Genomic DNA, 17,664 nt, shown 5'->3' with positions numbered 1-17,664 from the left:
TATAATGGGTATCATCACCAGCAAGGATGTCGACGGTGAGCGTGTTATGAACCATCTATCCAACGTCGGTGGAAAGCGCGACGAGATCATGGTTCGTGATCTCATGACACCACAGTTCAAGGTTGAGGTTTTGAGCATGGAAGACGTACGTGGCGCCTCGGTCGGAGATATCATCGCGACCCTGAAACGCATGGGACGTCAGCACGCACTCGTTTCAGAAACAGATGAAAATGGTCGCCAGGTGATTCGCGGCGTACTCTCTACGACTTCAATCGCTCGCCAGACGGGTATCGAAATCGATACCTCCGATGTCGCTGGCGGCAATATTGCCAACCTGCAGAGTAGTCGCAGCTGACGAAGCCACTCCTGGCAACAAGAGAACACCACACGATTGAGGGAAATTTCACCAGGCGGCTACCGCCTGGTGACCCCGAACACCCCGATTTTCTCCAAATCTGTCATCACATTGCACCCCCACTTCATCCAAACCCCTACACAAGTTGTTGAAATATGAGGCCTTCCATTCAAGGCTTGACAAATCCTGTGTCTTGAACCACATTTATAACTAACAAACACAACATGTTGTATTAAAAATTATTTATATACGCAACATGTAGAGTTCGGTTAATTTCTTGTTTCACACCAGACCACTGCGCCAATAAGCGGTTGGATGGTTAACTGATCACCCGGAAGCCTGAGTCAGAATGAAAAACCTCAATCTCAAACCAGAAGAATTGACTACCACAGAAACCCCTGCAGAAATCGCGATGCAGGACGCATCGACAGATATCTGGAACTCCAAGTACCGCCTCAAACAGAAAGACGGGACACTGGTAGACACAGATATCGACGCCACTTTCCGCCGCGTGGCATCCGCGCTGGCAAAGATTGAGGAAGATAGCGGGAAGCGCACCGAATATGCTGAAAAATTCCTCTGGGCACTTAAAAATGGCGCCATCCCGGCAGGCCGTATTATTTCCAATGCCGGGTCGGCTGAACATCGCCCCTCAACTTCGACAATCAACTGCACCGTCTCTGACACCATCGCTGACTCAATGGGTGACATCCTCGACAAGGTGCATGATGCAGGCCTGACGCTGAAAGCAGGCTGCGGTATCGGCTACGAATTCTCTACCCTGCGGCCACGTGGAGCCTATGTCAGCGGTGCCGGTGCACGCACCTCCGGCCCGTTGTCGTTCATGGATATCTAAGACAAGATGTGTTTCACCGTCTCTTCCGCCGGTGGCAGGCGTGGTGCGCAGATGGCGACCTTCGATATCGGTCATCCTGACGTTATGGATTTCATCCGTGCCAAGCGCGAGGATGGACGCCTGCGGCAGTTCAACCTGTCACTGCTGATCACAAGCGAATTCATGGAGGCGGTGAGGCGTAATGAAGAGTGGAAGCTGGCATTTCCACTAACACAGGAAGAAGTCACATCAGATAACCTCGACCTGGATGACAGTAGCCAGGTGGTATGGCGCGAATGGCCAATCAGCAAAGGGTACATCTCCAACGATGCCGGACAGGTTGCCTGCAGAATCAACCGGAGCATCCGTGCCCGTCGCCTTTGGGACCTGATCATGTCAAGCACCTACGACTATGCAGAGCCCGGCTTCATTCTCATCGACAAGGTCAATGACATGAACAACAACTGGTTTTGTGAAACCGTCCGTGCAACCAATCCATGTGGTGAACAACCCCTGCCCCCTCACGGCGCATGCCTGCTCGGTTCGGTCAACCTGACTCGTTTCGTACAAAATCCCTTCACCTCCGATGCCTTCTTCGACTGGGAGAAATTCAGGGAAGTCGTTTCAGTATTTACCCGCATGCTCGACAATGTTGTCGAAATTAATGGTCTGCCACTCGACAAGCAGGGTGACGAAATCAGGAACAAGCGTCGCCACGGCATGGGCTACCTGGGACTGGGCTCGGCAATGACCATGCTGCAGATGAAGTATGGTGATAGTGACTCACTCGAGTTTACCCAGCGCGTCACACGTGAACTGGCCGTTACCGGTTGGCGTACAGGAATTGAACTGGCAAAGGAAAAAGGCGCAGCGCCCATCATGGATGAGACCTTCCCTGTAACCGAAGAGATGCTGGCAGAGAGACCCGAGATGCGCCGCGACCACTGGAAAGCCGGTGATGAAATCAGCGGCAAGGTACTGCATGCACGTTACAGTCGTTACATGCAGAAACTGGCCGAGGTTGAGCCGCAACTGGTCGATGAAATCAGCAAGCATGGCTGTCGCTTCACTCACCACAGTTCAATTGCACCGACCGGCACCATCTCCCTGTCACTTGCCAACAATGCCAGTAATGGCATCGAGCCCAGTTTCGCTCATCACTACTCGCGCAACATCATTCGCGAAGGCAAAAAGAGCAAGGAGAAGATCGACGTTCTCAGTTATGAACTGCTGGCCTACCGCGAACTGGTGAATCCGGATGCAATGCCCGGCAGCAGTGATCCGAAACAGCAGCTTCCCGACTACTTCGTCAGTGCTGACGAGATCAGTCCAAGGCAGCATGTCGAGGTTCAGGCCGCCGCCCAGCAGTGGATCGACTCATCGATCTCCAAAACCATTAACGTTCCCACAGAGTACGACTACGAGGAGTTCAAGGATATCTACCTCTACGCCTACGAAAAGGGACTCAAGGGCTGCACCACGTTCCGCTTTAACCCGGAGGCCTTTCAGGGCGTCCTGGCCAAGGAAGAGGACCTTGAAAACACCAGCTACACCTTCACTCTCGATGACGGCACAAAAATCACCGCGAAAGGTAATGAAGAGATTGAATATGACGGAGAAATCCATACGGCTGCCAACCTTTTTGATGCCCTTAAAGAGGGCTATTACGGCAAGCTCTAGAGGCAAGCAAGATGACCATCAAAATTGATTCGAAAATTACCGCATACGAAGTTGAGGCCGACGACAGGCCGGCAGAAACAACAGCTGTTGAAGAGAAGCCGGAAAGCAATGTCATACAGATGCATGAGAAGGTTGCACGTCCCGGCATGCTGCTTGGCTCAACCTACAAGATCAAGACGCCACTCTCTGATCATGCACTCTATGTCACCATCAACGATATCGTTCTCAACGAGGGCACTGTGCACGAAATGCGCCGTCCCTTCGAGATCTTCATCAACTCCAAGAACATGGATCACTACCAGTGGATTGTCGCACTGACCCTGATCATGTCGGCAGTCTTCCGCAAGGGCGGTGACGTCACCTTCCTGGTTGAGGAACTGCGCTCCGTGTTTGATCCCAACGGCGGCTACTTCAAAAAGGGCGGCAAGTACATGTCTTCACTGGTTGCAGAAATCGGCAAGGTCGTATGCGACCACCTTCAAATGATTGGTATGCTCAAACCGGAAAAGCCGGATGAGCATCAACAGAAAATTCTCGATGAAAAACGTGCAGAGTTTGAACAGGGTGCTGTCACCGAGAAGGAGTCCAAGCAGGAACAGACATTCCCCCCCAGTGCGCAGCTATGTAAAAAATGCCATACCAAGGCGGTCATCAACATGGATAACTGCCTCACATGCCTGAACTGCGGCGAATCCAAATGCGGGTAACCTGAAGAAAAACCATGCGCAATCGACTGTGAGAATGCATCGTTAAAGCCGGCTCTCGCCACTGCCGTAGTGAGGCCATCGACAGTTATTCAGAACGTTCTTCGTTACTCGGCTCCTGCTCTTCCTGCGGCTCTTCCTGCTCCTGCTCTTTAGCATTCTCCAGTTCGGACTGTGCAATAATCATCTCGCACACACGCATGAACAGTTTGTGGATATGACGGTAGTGTTCAATCGCATTGGATTCAATCTTGTAAACAACGAGATGCTCCGGCGATTCCTGTGTTAGACGGCTATAGAGGTGCGAGCGGGCACGCTCTACAAGTCCGCCAAAACGCGCCTTCGAATCAAGTAATTCCTGCGCCTTGTCACGATCATTATTCTCTATCGCCTCCAGTGCAGCCTGGCCAACGAGATAAGTCTCTTTATAGATCGCCTTGATCAACTCTTCCGTGCCCTCACTGAACGTCAGTTTGTAATCAAGTCGCTTGTAGCTGTCAGAAACAATCCCCTTCTCTACCGTATCAGCAATATTTTCAATATGATTTGCCAGGGTGACATATTGATAGAGACGTTGCGGCAGCGGATCAACAAGATCGCCCGATGAAAGATCGTGCAGATAGACAATGATCGCACTGTGCAGAATATCGATCTCCTCGTCACGCTGTTGAAGCGAGTGAATTCGCTCACGTGTACCAACTGTCAGGATCGGCATACTATCCCGGAGCATGGAGAGTGCATGTTTACCCATGCGTGTGATCTCAAGACGCACACGATCCAGAGCCAGTGCAGGCTGATCAAGGTAGTAGTCATCGATATATTTCGGCTCAATGATTTTCTCTTCGACAATCGGCATTGACGGGACGATGCGAAGCACCAGGGCCGACAGGGCGTTGGTAAAGCCAAGAAAGATTAGCAGGTTGAGTACATTGAATACCGTGTGAGCATTAGCTATCTGGCGTGGCGTATCTGCTGCAAGACGGTTGACTCCATCCAGGCCGGACGACACGGGCGAGATATATCTCACCACTTCCGCCAGCCAGGGAATAAAGGCAATAAACAGGAGTACCCCCATCACGTTGAAGAGGATATGTGCAACCGCTGCCTGCATCGCCTCACGCGGTTTGCCAATCGCGGAGATATAAGCTGTCACACAGGTACCGATATTTGAACCCATCACAAGTGCAATTCCGGCCTCAAGAGTCACAAAGCCCTGGCTCGCCATGATGATCACGATACCCGTGGTCGCCGAGGAGCTCTGTATCAAGGCCGTAAAACCAGCCCCCATGAGAATACCCAACAACGGATTTTCCATGCCCCGCATGAGATCCATGAAGGGTTCCAGGGCCCTCAACGGGTGGGTTGCCTGGCTCATCAGCTCCATGCCGAAAAAGAGCATACCCAGCCCCATCAGCATGATACCGATCTGCCGGACACGTTGATTGGTCGCCAGCACCTCGGTAAAAAAGCCCATCGCAATCAGCAGCATTGCCGATTTCGTGATTTTAAATGCGATGATCTGCGCTGTTATCGTGGTGCCGACATTGGCACCAAGAATGATTCCCATCGACTGGGTAAAATTCATCACGCCTGCGGTAATGAAACCGACCACCAGGACAGTTGTAATTGATGACGACTGGATAACTGCGGTGACACCTGCACCTGCCAGGGCGCCTGTGACACGGTTGGTGGTCAGCTTTGAGAGGATGTTTTTGACACGATCGCCGGCGACCAGCTTGAGCGCCTCGGTCATTTTGCGCATGCCATAGAGAAACAACGCCAGGCCACCGGCCAGGCCACCGGCCAGGCCGACGATCATGACCCCGAATTCTATTGTTGCGGTAGTCTCTTGCATAAAATGGAGCTCATACTCTCCCAGCTGCTATGTACCGGGCAGAGCTCTCTTCCTCCAACTCGTACGCTCTTCAGCACTAAGTGGAATCAGGCCCTTGTCGATCAGGTAACCGTCATCACCCCATGCAGCATCGGAAGTGAATTCGGACAGAAACTCGCTCAGCCCGTTGACAAGTGGATAGTGTTCTCTCTTGATATAGAGATAAAGCGGTCTCGACAGGGGATAACTGCTGTCCTCGATCATTTCGAATTCAGGAGCAATCGAGTCAATCGTTGCCGCTTTCAGGAGATCGCCGTTACGCTCCAGAAAGTTGTATCCGAGGATACCGATTGCACCCGGATCCTGTGACAACTTGCGCACAATTCTCGCATCATTCTCGCCCGCCTCGATATAGGCTCCATCTTCCCTGAAGGTGTAACAGTGTTCGTTGTATGCATCAGCATCCTTCCCTCTCATGTCGTGTAGCATGGCGTGATCAGCACAAGCCTGCTCCATCAGTTTCTCAAACAGGATGTCACGCGTTCCCGAACTGAGCGGTGGGCCGAGTATCTTGATTGGCAGTGCAGGCAGTGACTCGCTAATTTCGTTCCATTTGCTGTAAGGATTGCTGACCAGTTCGGCTCTGCCGGAAGGATCAGGTATCTCCCTCGCCAGGGCGAGGTAGAGATCCCTTGCAGAAAAATCGAAAGACTCTGCATCTTTTGTGTTCACGAATACGATGCCATCATAGCCAATCTTCACCTCTACGGGATTCTGTATCCCATTACTCTCGCACTGCTTTAGCTCTGCTTCATTCAGCTTCCTGGACGCCATCGTAATATCAGGCATTTCCAAACCAACACCATCACAGAAAAAGCGGAAGCCGCCACCAGTTCCCATCGCCTCAACGACGGGTGATCGTGCACCTGTCTTGCGGACAAATCGCTCCACCACGGTAGAGACCATGGGAAAAGCTGTCGAAGAACCGACAATCATAATGTAGTCACGCTGCTGCTGTTGGGCAGCCGTCGACGCCATGATACCCATAGAGAAAAGCAACCCTGTCAGAAGTTGCCAGGTTTTTATCACAGCATCAGGCCCCTGATCATAAAGAAGAGCAGGGCTGCAAGAATGCCTGATACAGGCACGGTAATCACCCATGCTGCAACAATTTTCATCAGCGCAGAACGTTTGACCAGTTCAGTCTTGTAAACTTTTTTGAGTCCCTTGCGCTCCTTCTTGCTCAGATCAGCAGAAGCTGAATGCTCTTTCAACTGCTGCAGCATTTCACCTTTCCTTCTGACCGTGGCTTTCTGGAATCTCAGCAGGAAGGCCTCGACCTCGGCCTCGTCCCTGCCGTGATGATGATCCTTGATCTCTTCTACCATTTTCATATAGGTGTGCTTGAGGAATTCACGCAGAAATCCAACTCCGAAAACCGCACCAACCGCGATATGTGTCGATGAAACAGGCAGGCCTAACTGGGAGGCGATAATGACAGTAATTGCAGCAGCCATGGCAATACAGAAAGCTCGCATCTGGTCGAGTTCTGTTATCTCGCTACCGACAGTCTTGATCAGCTTGGGACCATAGAGCGCCAGGCCGATCGCGATGCCAATTGCACCCACCATCATGACCCAAATTGGAATCTCTGCCTTCTTGGCGATTCCGCCATGCAGGATTGCATCATTAATAGCAGCGAGAGGACCAACAGCATTGGCCACGTCATTCGCACCATGTGCGAAGCTGAGCAGCGCTGCGGCAAAAATCAGCGGTACGGTAAAGAGGCGGTTGATGCTCATTTTCTCATTCGTCATCTTGTTTGCCGCTTTTGCAATCAACGGCCTGATGATGAGGAAAATGACGACTGCGACGGCGAGTCCAATCAGCAGGGCCATGGGGAAATCGACTTTCCAGAGTTTTTTAAACCCCTTGAGCACAAGGTAGGTAGAGAACGCCCACGCCATCAAACTGACGAGCAGAGGCACCATGCGTTTCCCCACCGTAATCATATCCTCCTGGTAGGTGATGCTTCGCTTTATCAGGTAGAGAAAGCCAGCCGCGATCACGCCGCCAAGGACCGGTGAAATCACCCAGCTGGCTGCAATCTGCCCCATCTTTCCCCAGTCGGCGATACCAAGCCCTCCGGCAGCAATACCGGCCCCGAGTACACCGCCAACAATGGAGTGTGTCGTCGATACAGGCGCACCGAGTGCAGTCGCAATATTCAGCCATATCGCACCTGCCAGAAGCGCCGCCATCATCAGCCAGATGAAGGTATCACTGTCCGCAATCTTGGCCGGATCAATGATCCCTTTCTTGATCGTACTAACCACGTCACCTCCCGCAATCAATGCACCGGAAGCTTCAAAGATGGCCGCGATGAGGATCGCACCAGCCAGTGTCAACGCCTTCGAACCAACTGCAGGACCAACATTATTGGCAACATCATTGGCACCGATGTTCATCGCCATGTATCCGCCGATCATGGCTGCAGCAACAAGCATGTAACCACCCTCCAGGTCTTGCAGGTTGAGACCCGAGAACAGCATGATCCCGACGATGAAAAGAAGTGCAACACCCAGCCTGAAAAGCTCTGGACGCCCAAACCGGGCTGCCTTCTCAATTTGAGATAAATTCTGAAGTTCCATGCTTGATCCTTAAGGAGGTGAGAATTGGATTGCGAACTCTATAATTTTAACAAATCCGCCACAAATCTGTCACATTAATCAGGGTTACATGAACATCAGTTAAATACGAACCGTATAACACCTTTTCGCGAGAAAAGATGGAATTGAGGGGATTCAAACAGGCTCAGTGTTTTTCTGCGGTTCGTGCGAAACGACCCAGGTCGCGATTTTTCACCACCCTGTCCCACTCATAGGTCTCTCCATTGATCGCCAGGTAGACGCTATGCGGCAACAACTGCACAGCGGCAACGGCGCAGCCAAGATTGAAGAGTGCATCCGAGTTTCCCACGCGATGCGGGATCATGGAGCCTGTCAGAACAATGGTCTTGTCGAGTTCCAATGCAGCAATTTCTGCTGCTGTCTCACTGGTATCTGCCGTGCAGCGCCCCTGCTTCAGCATGTCGCCGATAATCGATTCCTGGAACCAGAGTTTGCCATCAGTTTCGAGATAGCATTTATCGATAGTGCCGCCGGTCACAAGTATGCGCATCTGCAGTTTTCCTTTTCAATTGACAGGCCAATAATAGGAAGAACAGCACTGTAAGTCGAGAGAGCCCTTCCGCTACCGGCAACATACCGATAAAATAGATTCTTTTCGCCAGCGATAAATTCCATGCGCACATCACAATTCCCCCTCAATACCGTCAAGGAAACGCCGTCCGACGCGGAGATTCCAAGCCATCAGTTGATGCTGCGCGCCGGTATGATCCGTAAACTTGCTGCCGGTCTCTACAGCTGGCTGCCGCTGGGGCTGCGTGTGTTACGCAAGGCCGAGGCAATTGTGCGCGACGAGATGAATAAATCGGGCGCGCTCGAACTGATGATGCCAGCGGTGCAGCCCGCCGAGTTGTGGCAGGAGTCAGGCCGCTGGGAACAGTACGGTCCCGAGCTGCTGCGTTTTCACGACCGCCACAACCGCGAATTCTGTTTCGGTCCAACGCACGAGGAGATCATTACCGATATTGCGCGTAATGAACTGCGCAGCTACCGTCAGCTTCCGGTTAATTATTACCAGGTACAGACCAAGTTCCGTGATGAGACCCGGCCACGTTTCGGCGTGATGCGCTCCCGCGAGTTCATCATGAAAGATTCCTACTCCTTCCATCTCGACCAGGAGTCGCTGCAGAAAACATACGATGACATGTACCAGGCCTACAGCAATATCTTCAGCCGCTGCGGCCTCGAATTCCGCCCTGTGCATGCAGACACGGGCTCAATTGGCGGTAATGCCTCGCATGAATTCCACGTGCTGGCAGATTCAGGTGAGGATGCCATCGCCTTCTCGACCAAAAGCAGTTACGCGGCAAACGTGGAACTGGCGGAGGCGATTACGCAAACGGATGCAGCCGCTGCAGCAAGCGAGGAACTGCGCCTGGTCGACACGCCGGATGCGAAGACCATCGATGAGCTGGTCGAGCAGTTTGACCAGCCGATTGAGCGCACCGTCAAGACTCTCATTGTTGAAGCATCAGAAGAGAGTGAAGCTGATCTGGTCGCACTGATCGTGCGCGGTGATCACAGCCTCAACGAAATCAAGGCAGAAAAACTGCCCGAAATCGCCGCGCCACTCTGTTTTGCGACCGAAGAGCAGATTCGTGATGCAATCGGTGCAGGTACGGGCTCACTTGGCCCACTGAACCTGACAATCCCCTGTGTCGTCGACCGCAGTGTTGCTCACTGCAGCGATTTCAGCGCCGGCGCCAACCAGGATGGCAAGCACTACTTCGGCATCAACTGGGAAAGAGACCTGCCACTGCCGCAGGTTGCTGATTTACGTGACGTTGTCGAGGGTGATCCCAGCCCGGATGGTGAAGGCACCCTGACAATCGCCCGTGGTATCGAGGTTGGACACATTTTCCAGCTCGGCACCAAGTACTCGGAAGCACTCAAAGCACAGGTGCTGGATGAAAACGGCAAGGCTGCAACCATGACCATGGGCTGTTATGGTATTGGTGTGACACGCGTTGTCGGTGCAGCGATTGAGCAGCACCACGATGACAAGGGCATCACCTGGCCAACCGCTATCGCGCCTTTCGAGCTTGCGATCGTGCCGATGAACCTGAAAAAATCGGAGATGGTTCGCGAGACTGCCGAACAACTCTACACGCAGCTGACAGATGCAGGAATCGAGGTATTGTTCGATGACCGCGACATGCGCCCCGGCGTCATGTTTGCAGACATGGAACTGATCGGAATACCACACCGCATAGTCATCGGCGAACGCTCTCTCAAGGAAGGCATGATCGAATACCGTGACCGTCGCGAGAGCGACAACGAGATGATTCCTCGTGATGAACTCGTCTCCTTCCTGCAACAGAAACTGAATAACTGAAACTGAACCACCAAGGAACACTGATGAAACAAGCTTCCAGCTACGAAAAAGAAGAACTGCTGAAATGTGGTTACGGCGAACTCTTTGGCGATGGCAACGCGCGCCTGCCTGTCGGCAACATGCTGATGATGGATCGCATCGTCAAGATCAGTGACTCCGGGGGTACCTATGGCAAGGGCGAGATCATTGCCGAACTCGATGTCGATCCTGAACAGTGGTTCTTTGCCTGCCACTTCCCGAGCGACCCGGTCATGCCCGGTTGCCTCGGACTGGATGCCATGTGGCAGCTGGTAGGATTCTTCCTCGGCTGGAGCGGACACCCGGGCCGCGGTCGCGCACTTGGTGTCGGTGAAGTGAAATTTACCGGCCAGGTTCTGCCAACCGCCAAGAAAGTCACCTACCGTATCAATATCAGGCGTGTTCTCGCGCAAAAGCTTGTGCTTGGTATTGCGGATGGCTCGATGGATGTTGATGGGCGTGAGATCTACACCGCCAAGAACCTGCGCGTGGGGCTGTTCACATCGACCGAGGGCTTTTGATTCAAACCAGTCCCTGCTGGACTGGATGAATTGCACGCAATAAAAAAGCCCGCAAACGCGGGCTTTTTTATTAACTAGCGAAACTGATCAGATCAGTCGAGGTAACTCCAGTTGCCTGCAGTCATCTGCTCCATGCCCTGTTCGTAGGCCATGTCGCCCTGGAATTTTGCCTTGCCCGCAGTTTTCACTGCCGCATCAAAATCACCCTTCTCAGCAGCCTTCTCGGCCTTTTTAATCATCTTGCCAGTATCGCGCCATGCAATACCTTTCTTGCCAGCCTTGCTTAAGGCAGCCTTGGCTTCAGCAATCGCAGCATCAGCTGCAGCCTTGTCTGCTGCAAATGCAGCTCCTGACAGGGCAACGGAAATAACCAAAGCGCTTGCAATAGTCTTGAGCATATTCTCCACTCCTCAATGTGTGCTTTTCTTTTCTACAAGGCCAATTAGGAAACCGGCCTCTTCTTATGGTCTGGTGAAAGTTAACACGAATTCAGCAGGATGCCAACTCTACCAGACACCTATCTGCAATTTCGCTTGAAAACAGGCCGGAAAAAAGGAAATAACCCTATTTTTCATGCCTTTGAGTTACAAAAGTACTGCGCATTAGGGAAAATACGTAGATAAGACCAATTTAAGCGATTTTGAGCGAATTAACTGGACATTTAGCCTCTAATTAGCGACACTTGCCTAAATCTGATTACACCCCGATGGAAGCTGTCAGGAACAAAGAATATGGCAAAAATCCTGGTTCTAAATGGCCCAAATCTCAATCTGCTTGGAAAGCGCGAGCCGGACATATATGGCTCTGAAACACTTGCAGATATTGAAAAGCGCCTCACGGGTCTTGCCAGCGAATCAGCCGACCAGGTCGATTTCCTGCAGTCAAACTCCGAGGTCGGGTTGCTGCAACGCGTACACAAGGCAAGTGAAGACGGCACCGATTTCATTATTATCAACCCCGGCGCATTCACGCATACCAGTATCGCTTTGCGTGACGCGCTGCTTGGGGTAGACATCCCATTCATCGAGGTACATCTATCCAACGTGCACAGCCGCGAGACGTTCCGCCAGCAATCCTATCTTTCAGATATTGCTGTCGGCGTCATTACCGGGCTTGGCAGCCAGGGCTATGAGTTAGCACTTGCAGCTGCACAAAAACAAATTAACCCCTGAATTTACAGTTTCCGAGAGTCAAAATGGATATTCGCAAAGTAAAAAAATTAATCGAACTGCTCGAAGAGTCGGACGTCGCCGAGATCGAGATTCACGAAGGTGAAGAATCGGTACGCATCAGCAGGTCCAGCTCGATTCCAGCAGCCATGCCCCAGCAGATGATGGCAGCCATGCCCCAGGCGATGCCCGCTGCAGCAGCTGCAGCTGCACCCGCTGCACCGGCAGAAACTCCTGCTCCGGCAGTTGAGGAGCCAGCAGGTCATATCATCAAGTCACCCATGGTCGGCACTTTTTACCGTTCATCATCACCGACAGCAGCTGCTTTTGTTGAAGAGGGACAGAGCGTCGCTGCAGGCGACACCCTGTGTATCATTGAGGCGATGAAAATCCTTAACCAGATCGAATCCGACAAGGCCGGCGTGGTTAAAAAGGTACTCGTCGACAACGGTCAGCCGGTCGAATACAACGAACCGCTGTTTATCATCGAATAAGGCCAATATCCCATGATTGAAAAGGTTCTTATCGCAAACCGCGGCGAGATCGCCCTTCGCATCCAGCGCGCCTGTCGCGAACTGGGCATCAAGACGGTTGCCGTACACTCGGAAGCTGACCGCGATCTCAAGCATGTACGCCTCGCTGATGAATCCGTCTGTATCGGACCGGCCTCATCCACCGACAGCTACTTGCAAATTCCAAACATCATCAGTGCTGCTGAAGTGACAGATGCAGTTGCCATTCATCCCGGCTACGGTTTTCTCTCAGAGAATGCAGACTTTGCAGAAAGGGTTGAAGACTCGGGCTTCATATTTATTGGCCCAAAATCTGACACCATCCGCATGATGGGTGACAAGATCACTGCGATCGAGGCAATGAAGGAGGCTGGCGTTCCCTGCGTTCCTGGCTCCGACGGCCCACTGACCAACGACGACGAGCGTACCATCAAGATGGCACGTGAAATCGGCTACCCGGTCATCATCAAGGCCGCCGGCGGCGGTGGTGGTCGCGGCATGCGCGTGGTGCACTCCGAAGGCTCACTACTCAACTCCATCTCGCTGACCAAGACCGAGGCACACACGGCCTTTGGTAACGATACCGTCTACATGGAGAAGTTCCTCGAGAACCCCCGCCATGTCGAGTTCCAGGTGCTGTCAGATACACACGGCCATGCCATTCACCTCGGCGAGCGCGACTGTTCAATGCAGCGCAGGCATCAGAAAGTTGTCGAGGAAGCACCTGCACCGGGCATTACTGACAAGCAACGCAAAGAGATTGGTGAACGCTGCGCCGAGGCCTGCGAAACCATTGGTTATCGTGGTGCCGGTACGTTCGAATTTCTGTTCGAGAACGGCGAGTTCTATTTCATCGAGATGAATACCCGCGTTCAGGTCGAACATCCGGTAACCGAAATGGTAACCGGTGTGGATATCGTCAAGGAGCAGCTGCTGATCGCAAGTGGTGAGAAGCTGTCGTACAAGCAGAAAGAGATCAAGATGCGTGGTCATGCGGTCGAGTGCCGCATTAACGCCGAAGACTCCAAGACCTTCATGCCCAGCCCCGGCAACATTACCCAGCTGCATGTTCCAGGCGGTCCCGGCGTACGTGTCGATACACACATCTACAATGGCTACAGGGTTCCACCCTACTATGACTCCATGATCGGCAAGCTCATCACTCATGGCGAAGACCGACAGTCAGCCATTGCTCGCATGCGCACGGCACTGTCCGAAATGGTCATCGACGGCATCAAGACCAATATCCCGCTGCAGCAGGATATTATGCGTGATTCCGCTTTCAGAGAAGGCGGAGCCAACATCCACTATCTTGAAAAGAAACTCGGGCTGTAACGGACACCGGGCAAGTCACTGAAGATGCCCTGGGTCCAGGTCCACATGCCGGTAGAAAAAGCAGCGGCTCAGGCTATTGAGCTGCTGCTTGAAACACTCGGTGCAATTTCCATCACACTCACGGATGCCGGTGACGAACCACAACTTGAACCGGCTCCCGGTGAAGAGCGCATCTGGAGTGAGACAGTCGTCACAGCACTGTTTGAAAGCGACACTGACCAGCAACAGTTACGTAGCGCGCTCGAAACCGCTCTCAATCAACTCAACATCAATTCAACAGTAGCAATCGAAGTTCTCGAAGAACAGGAGTGGGAACGCGCCTGGCTTGATGATTTCAAACCAATGCGTTTTGGCGAACGCCTGTGGGTTGTCCCGCGTGGCCTGCAACTGCCGGATGAGGCGGTCGATCCCGTCGTACTGACACTCGATCCGGGGCTCGCATTCGGTACCGGCACGCACCCGACGACCGCACTGTGTCTCGAATGGCTCGACCAGGCGGATGTTGCAGACAAGGATGTTATCGATTTCGGCTGTGGCTCCGGAATACTGGCAATCGCTGCATTGCTGCTCGGAGCGAAGCAGGCAACTGGTATCGATCATGATCCCCAGGCGCTGATAGCGAGCGAACAGAATGCAGAAGAGAATGGCGTGCTGGCTCGCCTGGTGCTGCAAAACAGCGATACCCCTCCCCGCAAAAAAGCCGATATCATCGTGGCAAACATACTCGCCAGCGTACTGATTGACCTCTCCGCGCAATTGGCATCACTACCTCGTCAAGGTGGCACTATTGCACTCTCCGGTATACTTGCCGACCAGGCGGAGGCGGTACGCGCTGCTTTCGATCCGTACTTTCTGCTTGAACCGACAAAATGCCTCGATGACTGGGTATTGATCACAGGTACAAAGCGTTGATAACCTTGCTGATTACCCAATAAATTGTATGCAAACAGGGTGCAGGCTTTATACCCTCTCATTTATCAGGATTGCGAATTATCAACAAAAATGGACTATATTAAAAGCATGGACAGAAAACAGTCATATCTCAAATTCCTTCACTTGGCACAGGCTGTTAAAGACACACAAGACTTTCCCGTTCTTGATGCTGTCGAAGAGCGCGTCCTGAACATCTTTGCAGTCGCATGGCACAAAGGACGCGAGATCACCGTGCTAGAGGCGATGAAGATGCTTCCAGACGTCTCGGAGAGTACGGTCTTTCGCCGCATCAAATCACTGCGCCAGAAAGGCATGGTGGCGCTCAGCATGGACACAAAGGATCGTCGTACACGTTATATCCGCCCGACTGAACTCGCCAATGACTACTTCGGCAAGCTTGGCAACTGCATGAAAAAAGCTCAACAGGTTTGAGTCAGTACTCTACAGCAGGTTTACCCCCTATCCCCATTGCACAATTGACCTGAACGCCCTTGTAGCAGTATCTTGTTGCTCCCTGACAATTCCCGATCAAGAGGTATATATCCATGGAAAAAATGCAAAAGTGGCTCGACCAGATTGATCCTAACCTGATCACCAACACCATTATGGAGTATGGCATTTCAATCCTGTCTGCTCTCGCCATCTACATCATCGGTAAGTGGCTGGTAACGCGGATATCCACACTGATAAAGAAAACCATGGCAAGCCGCGGGGTAGAACAAACCCTGGTCAAGTTTCTTGGCAATATCGTGCACTGGCTACTACTCGCCTTTGTCATCATTGCAGCGCTGACGCAGCTCGGCGTGGAAACCACTTCGATTGCAGCCATTTTTGCCGCAGCTGGCCTGGCCATCGGTCTTGCACTAAAGGATTCACTATCGAATTTTGCTTCAGGCGTGCTGATTATCATGTTCCGTACTTTTAAGGTTGGTGACTTTGTCGAGATTGCCGGCACATCAGGCAGTGTCGAGGAAGTCAGCATCTTTACCACTCATCTCAAAACACCCGACAACAAGCTTGTCATCGTGCCAAATTCATCCATCACCAGTGGCACTATCACCAACTACTCGGCGATGGCGACACGTCGCATCGACATGGTGTTTGGCATCGGTTACCAGGATGACATCAGGAAGGCCAAGAGCCTGCTCGAGGAAATCCTCGCCAGTGACGAGCGCATACTGAAAGACCCCGCACCCGTGGTGGCCGTATCTGAACTGGCTGACAGCAGCGTCAACTTCGTCGTACGTCCATGGGCAAAAAGAGAGGACTACTGGGGCGTCTACTGGGATCTACAGGAGAGTGTCAAACTGAAATTTGATGAAGCCGGTATCAGCATCCCCTTCCCTCAGCAGGAAGTCCATATGCATACGCTTAATGCTGCTTGATGAAAAAAAGCCAGGGCCTGGTTTCCGGTTTTGATTTCCGCAAACCAGGCCGGTTACTTACTATAGCTTATGAATGATGTCATCACCTGGATTATCATCGCTGTTTTCTATGCGCCTCTGCACTACCTGCTGCCCGTACTGTTTCTATTCATTACGGGAGAAGAGGCAGAATCTGTCCGCAAGCAACTGATACGCGCAGCTATTATCGATTCGACAATATCAATGCTGATTGCATTTGGCGTCGTCATCCTGCTGGTCAACAAGGGAATGATCAGCATCGCCATGTTGATTCTGCTGCTGTCAATGCTCTACCCTTTCGTCAGAATCATCAGGCAACGCAAGAAACTCCACTAACTATATTCCCGTTGGCGGGGATTTCATACAAATGCAAGACAACTCAACTAGAATGTACACCCAGCGTGCCATTGGTGCATTTCAATAACAGCAATTCGGTAAACAGAGATCAAAGATGAGCAGTCCAATCTTTAAGGACAACACCTTTCCCCGCCACATCTCAGACATCATGAACCTGATGCACATGATGGTTTTCCAGGGCACAGATGGTGAAGAGAAATGGGATACCTACCTGACCCCGAAGCAGAAAGAGTATATCGCACTGGGGCTCGCTCTCTATTACCAGTGTGACCACTGTATCGATCATCACCTTGCCGCCCTGTGCAAACTGGACAAAATCAGCAAGGACACCATCTGCCAGCACATTAACTCGATGATCCTTTTCCTGAGGATCGACACCAGGGTCATCGGCAGCTCGGAACAGAACCACTGGATCAAGGCATGGCAGCGTTTTGCGAAACTGATCTCCTTTCAGAGTAACGACCCGGATCTCCCCTACCTGATTGCTTTGGCCATCGGTATTGCACGTAATGACGAGTTCCTCATTGACTTCTGCGGCACCCAGGTCGTCAGTAGTTGTGAATCACGGGGAATCAAACCGCGCGCAATGGTGGGCGAGCTTGAAGCGGTGGTCATTTTCATGAAAGCGGCCGCATCCAAGAACCGTATCGTAGACAAGGTTGAGAAGTTGTTTGCCTGACTGTTCGCCCCCCTGACCAGGCAGAAAGCGGTTGACAATACATTAGAAGATACTAAAATAGGAATCATTCCTATTTACTGCGTGATACTCCCTGATGACGTCACAACCGCTCAACAGCATTCCGGTCGGCCATAAGGTCAGGCTGAATGCTATTCAGGGTGGTCGCCAACTTACCCGGCGCCTGTTAGCGCTTGGTATCAGCCTGGGCAGTGAATTCGAGGTCATCAACCATCGCGACCATGGCGTTGTTGTTGCCCGTGAACAGAACCGCGTGGCACTTGGAAGCGGCATAGCCAGCAAGCAGATC

18 protein-coding genes and 1 pseudogene are annotated in these 17,664 nt (G+C 52.2%); 14 read left to right on the top strand and 5 right to left on the bottom strand.

The window, feature by feature from the left end; all coding sequences use genetic code 11:
* From BOW51_RS11085 to BOW51_RS04170, 3 genes and pseudogenes are all read left to right on the top strand, one after another.
* A partial coding sequence (locus tag BOW51_RS11085; RefSeq protein ID WP_503167664.1) for a CBS domain-containing protein occupies positions 1-355 on the top strand: 355 nt, incomplete at its 5' end.
* Positions 356-704: 349 nt separating this feature from the next.
* Positions 705-2,870: pseudogene (locus BOW51_RS04175) on the top strand (adenosylcobalamin-dependent ribonucleoside-diphosphate reductase).
* Positions 2,871-2,881: 11 nt separating this feature from the next.
* Positions 2,882-3,577 (top strand): TSCPD domain-containing protein, encoded by a 696-nt coding sequence (locus tag BOW51_RS04170; protein WP_078476579.1) that lies wholly within the window; start codon positions 2,882-2,884, stop codon positions 3,575-3,577.
* An 85-nt stretch (positions 3,578-3,662) separates the two neighbouring features.
* Here BOW51_RS04170 and BOW51_RS04165 read toward each other — a convergent pair whose 3' ends face one another.
* The 4 genes from BOW51_RS04165 to BOW51_RS04150 form a co-directional block, all read right to left on the bottom strand.
* Positions 3,663-5,429, bottom strand: a complete 1,767-nt coding sequence (locus BOW51_RS04165; protein WP_078476578.1) for a Na/Pi cotransporter family protein — start codon at positions 5,427-5,429, stop codon at positions 3,663-3,665.
* 27 nt (positions 5,430-5,456) lie between these two features.
* Positions 5,457-6,497 (bottom strand): substrate-binding domain-containing protein, encoded by a 1,041-nt coding sequence (locus BOW51_RS04160; RefSeq protein ID WP_245828457.1) that lies wholly within the window; start codon positions 6,495-6,497, stop codon positions 5,457-5,459.
* Positions 6,494-8,059: an inorganic phosphate transporter gene (locus BOW51_RS04155; protein WP_078476576.1), complete on the bottom strand. Its 1,566-nt coding sequence runs from the start codon at positions 8,057-8,059 to the stop codon at positions 6,494-6,496. Before BOW51_RS04155 ends, BOW51_RS04160 begins: the two co-directional genes overlap by 4 nt.
* 163 nt (positions 8,060-8,222) lie before the next feature.
* Positions 8,223-8,588 (bottom strand): asparaginase domain-containing protein, encoded by a 366-nt coding sequence (locus BOW51_RS04150; protein ID WP_078476575.1) that lies wholly within the window; start codon positions 8,586-8,588, stop codon positions 8,223-8,225.
* A gap of 123 nt (positions 8,589-8,711) precedes the next feature.
* On the opposite strand from BOW51_RS04150, the gene BOW51_RS04145 reads away from it, so the two are divergent.
* A complete protein-coding gene (locus BOW51_RS04145) occupies positions 8,712-10,430 on the top strand; it encodes a proline--tRNA ligase (RefSeq protein ID WP_078476574.1) in 1,719 nt (572 codons plus the stop codon).
* Between the two features lie 23 nt (positions 10,431-10,453).
* Complete coding sequence (gene fabA, locus BOW51_RS04140; RefSeq protein WP_078476573.1) at positions 10,454-10,969, top strand: 3-hydroxyacyl-[acyl-carrier-protein] dehydratase FabA; 516 nt, start codon at positions 10,454-10,456, stop codon at positions 10,967-10,969.
* Between the two features lie 92 nt (positions 10,970-11,061).
* Here fabA and BOW51_RS04135 read toward each other — a convergent pair whose 3' ends face one another.
* Positions 11,062-11,367, bottom strand: a complete 306-nt coding sequence (locus tag BOW51_RS04135; protein ID WP_078476572.1) for a hypothetical protein — start codon at positions 11,365-11,367, stop codon at positions 11,062-11,064.
* Positions 11,368-11,700: 333 nt separating this feature from the next.
* Here BOW51_RS04135 and aroQ point away from each other — a divergent pair, with 333 nt between their 5' ends.
* From aroQ to BOW51_RS04090, 9 genes are all read left to right on the top strand, one after another.
* Entirely contained in the window at positions 11,701-12,141 is a 441-nt protein-coding gene (gene aroQ, locus BOW51_RS04130) for a type II 3-dehydroquinate dehydratase (RefSeq protein ID WP_078476571.1), read from the top strand.
* Positions 12,142-12,164: 23 nt separating this feature from the next.
* Positions 12,165-12,632 carry an acetyl-CoA carboxylase biotin carboxyl carrier protein gene (gene accB, locus BOW51_RS04125; RefSeq protein WP_078476570.1) on the top strand — a complete coding sequence of 156 codons (468 nt, stop codon included), beginning with the start codon at positions 12,165-12,167 and terminating at the stop codon, positions 12,630-12,632.
* A 12-nt stretch (positions 12,633-12,644) separates the two neighbouring features.
* The gene (gene accC, locus BOW51_RS04120) at positions 12,645-13,985 is read left to right on the top strand and encodes an acetyl-CoA carboxylase biotin carboxylase subunit (RefSeq protein ID WP_078476569.1); all 1,341 of its coding nucleotides are present in this window, start codon (positions 12,645-12,647) and stop codon (positions 13,983-13,985) included.
* A 24-nt stretch (positions 13,986-14,009) separates the two neighbouring features.
* On the top strand, positions 14,010-14,897 hold the full coding sequence (gene prmA, locus BOW51_RS04115) for a 50S ribosomal protein L11 methyltransferase (RefSeq protein ID WP_078476568.1): 888 nt from the start codon (positions 14,010-14,012) through the stop codon (positions 14,895-14,897).
* A gap of 108 nt (positions 14,898-15,005) precedes the next feature.
* A complete protein-coding gene (locus BOW51_RS04110; protein ID WP_135568046.1) occupies positions 15,006-15,350 on the top strand; it encodes a helix-turn-helix domain-containing protein in 345 nt (114 codons plus the stop codon).
* A gap of 122 nt (positions 15,351-15,472) precedes the next feature.
* The gene (locus tag BOW51_RS04105; protein ID WP_078476566.1) at positions 15,473-16,303 is read left to right on the top strand and encodes a mechanosensitive ion channel family protein; all 831 of its coding nucleotides are present in this window, start codon (positions 15,473-15,475) and stop codon (positions 16,301-16,303) included.
* Positions 16,304-16,372: 69 nt separating this feature from the next.
* Positions 16,373-16,657, top strand: coding sequence for a hypothetical protein (locus tag BOW51_RS04100; protein WP_078476565.1), 285 nt, complete (start codon positions 16,373-16,375; stop codon positions 16,655-16,657).
* 115 nt (positions 16,658-16,772) lie between these two features.
* The gene (locus BOW51_RS04095) at positions 16,773-17,357 is read left to right on the top strand and encodes a carboxymuconolactone decarboxylase family protein (RefSeq protein ID WP_245828455.1); all 585 of its coding nucleotides are present in this window, start codon (positions 16,773-16,775) and stop codon (positions 17,355-17,357) included.
* Between the two features lie 94 nt (positions 17,358-17,451).
* A partial coding sequence (locus tag BOW51_RS04090; RefSeq protein WP_135568044.1) for a FeoA family protein occupies positions 17,452-17,664 on the top strand: 213 nt, incomplete at its 3' end.

Source organism: Solemya elarraichensis gill symbiont (genome assembly GCF_002021095.1).
In the GTDB taxonomy this organism is placed as follows: domain Bacteria; phylum Pseudomonadota; class Gammaproteobacteria; order Chromatiales; family Chromatiaceae.
Note: the sequence above shows the minus strand (reverse complement) of the source record. Positions and strands in the feature narration are given on the sequence as shown.

What these genes read in the sequence shown, in the direction of transcription:
- fabA (WP_078476573.1), top strand. Translation starts at nt 10,454, where the DNA reads ATGAAACAAGCTTCCAGCTACGAAAAAGAAGAACTGCTGAAATGTGGT.
- BOW51_RS04155 (WP_078476576.1), bottom strand. Translation starts at nt 8,059, where the DNA reads ATGGAACTTCAGAATTTATCTCAAATTGAGAAGGCAGCCCGGTTTGGG.
- accC (WP_078476569.1), top strand. Translation starts at nt 12,645, where the DNA reads ATGATTGAAAAGGTTCTTATCGCAAACCGCGGCGAGATCGCCCTTCGC.
- BOW51_RS04165 (WP_078476578.1), bottom strand. Translation starts at nt 5,429, where the DNA reads ATGCAAGAGACTACCGCAACAATAGAATTCGGGGTCATGATCGTCGGC.
- aroQ (WP_078476571.1), top strand. Translation starts at nt 11,701, where the DNA reads ATGGCAAAAATCCTGGTTCTAAATGGCCCAAATCTCAATCTGCTTGGA.
- accB (WP_078476570.1), top strand. Translation starts at nt 12,165, where the DNA reads ATGGATATTCGCAAAGTAAAAAAATTAATCGAACTGCTCGAAGAGTCG.
- BOW51_RS04135 (WP_078476572.1), bottom strand. Translation starts at nt 11,367, where the DNA reads ATGCTCAAGACTATTGCAAGCGCTTTGGTTATTTCCGTTGCCCTGTCA.
- BOW51_RS04170 (WP_078476579.1), top strand. Translation starts at nt 2,882, where the DNA reads ATGACCATCAAAATTGATTCGAAAATTACCGCATACGAAGTTGAGGCC.
- BOW51_RS04095 (WP_245828455.1), top strand. Translation starts at nt 16,773, where the DNA reads ATGAGCAGTCCAATCTTTAAGGACAACACCTTTCCCCGCCACATCTCA.
- BOW51_RS04105 (WP_078476566.1), top strand. Translation starts at nt 15,473, where the DNA reads ATGCAAAAGTGGCTCGACCAGATTGATCCTAACCTGATCACCAACACC.
- BOW51_RS04145 (WP_078476574.1), top strand. Translation starts at nt 8,712, where the DNA reads ATGCGCACATCACAATTCCCCCTCAATACCGTCAAGGAAACGCCGTCC.
- BOW51_RS04150 (WP_078476575.1), bottom strand. Translation starts at nt 8,588, where the DNA reads ATGCGCATACTTGTGACCGGCGGCACTATCGATAAATGCTATCTCGAA.
- BOW51_RS04110 (WP_135568046.1), top strand. Translation starts at nt 15,006, where the DNA reads ATGGACAGAAAACAGTCATATCTCAAATTCCTTCACTTGGCACAGGCT.
- prmA (WP_078476568.1), top strand. Translation starts at nt 14,010, where the DNA reads ATGCCCTGGGTCCAGGTCCACATGCCGGTAGAAAAAGCAGCGGCTCAG.
- BOW51_RS04100 (WP_078476565.1), top strand. Translation starts at nt 16,373, where the DNA reads ATGAATGATGTCATCACCTGGATTATCATCGCTGTTTTCTATGCGCCT.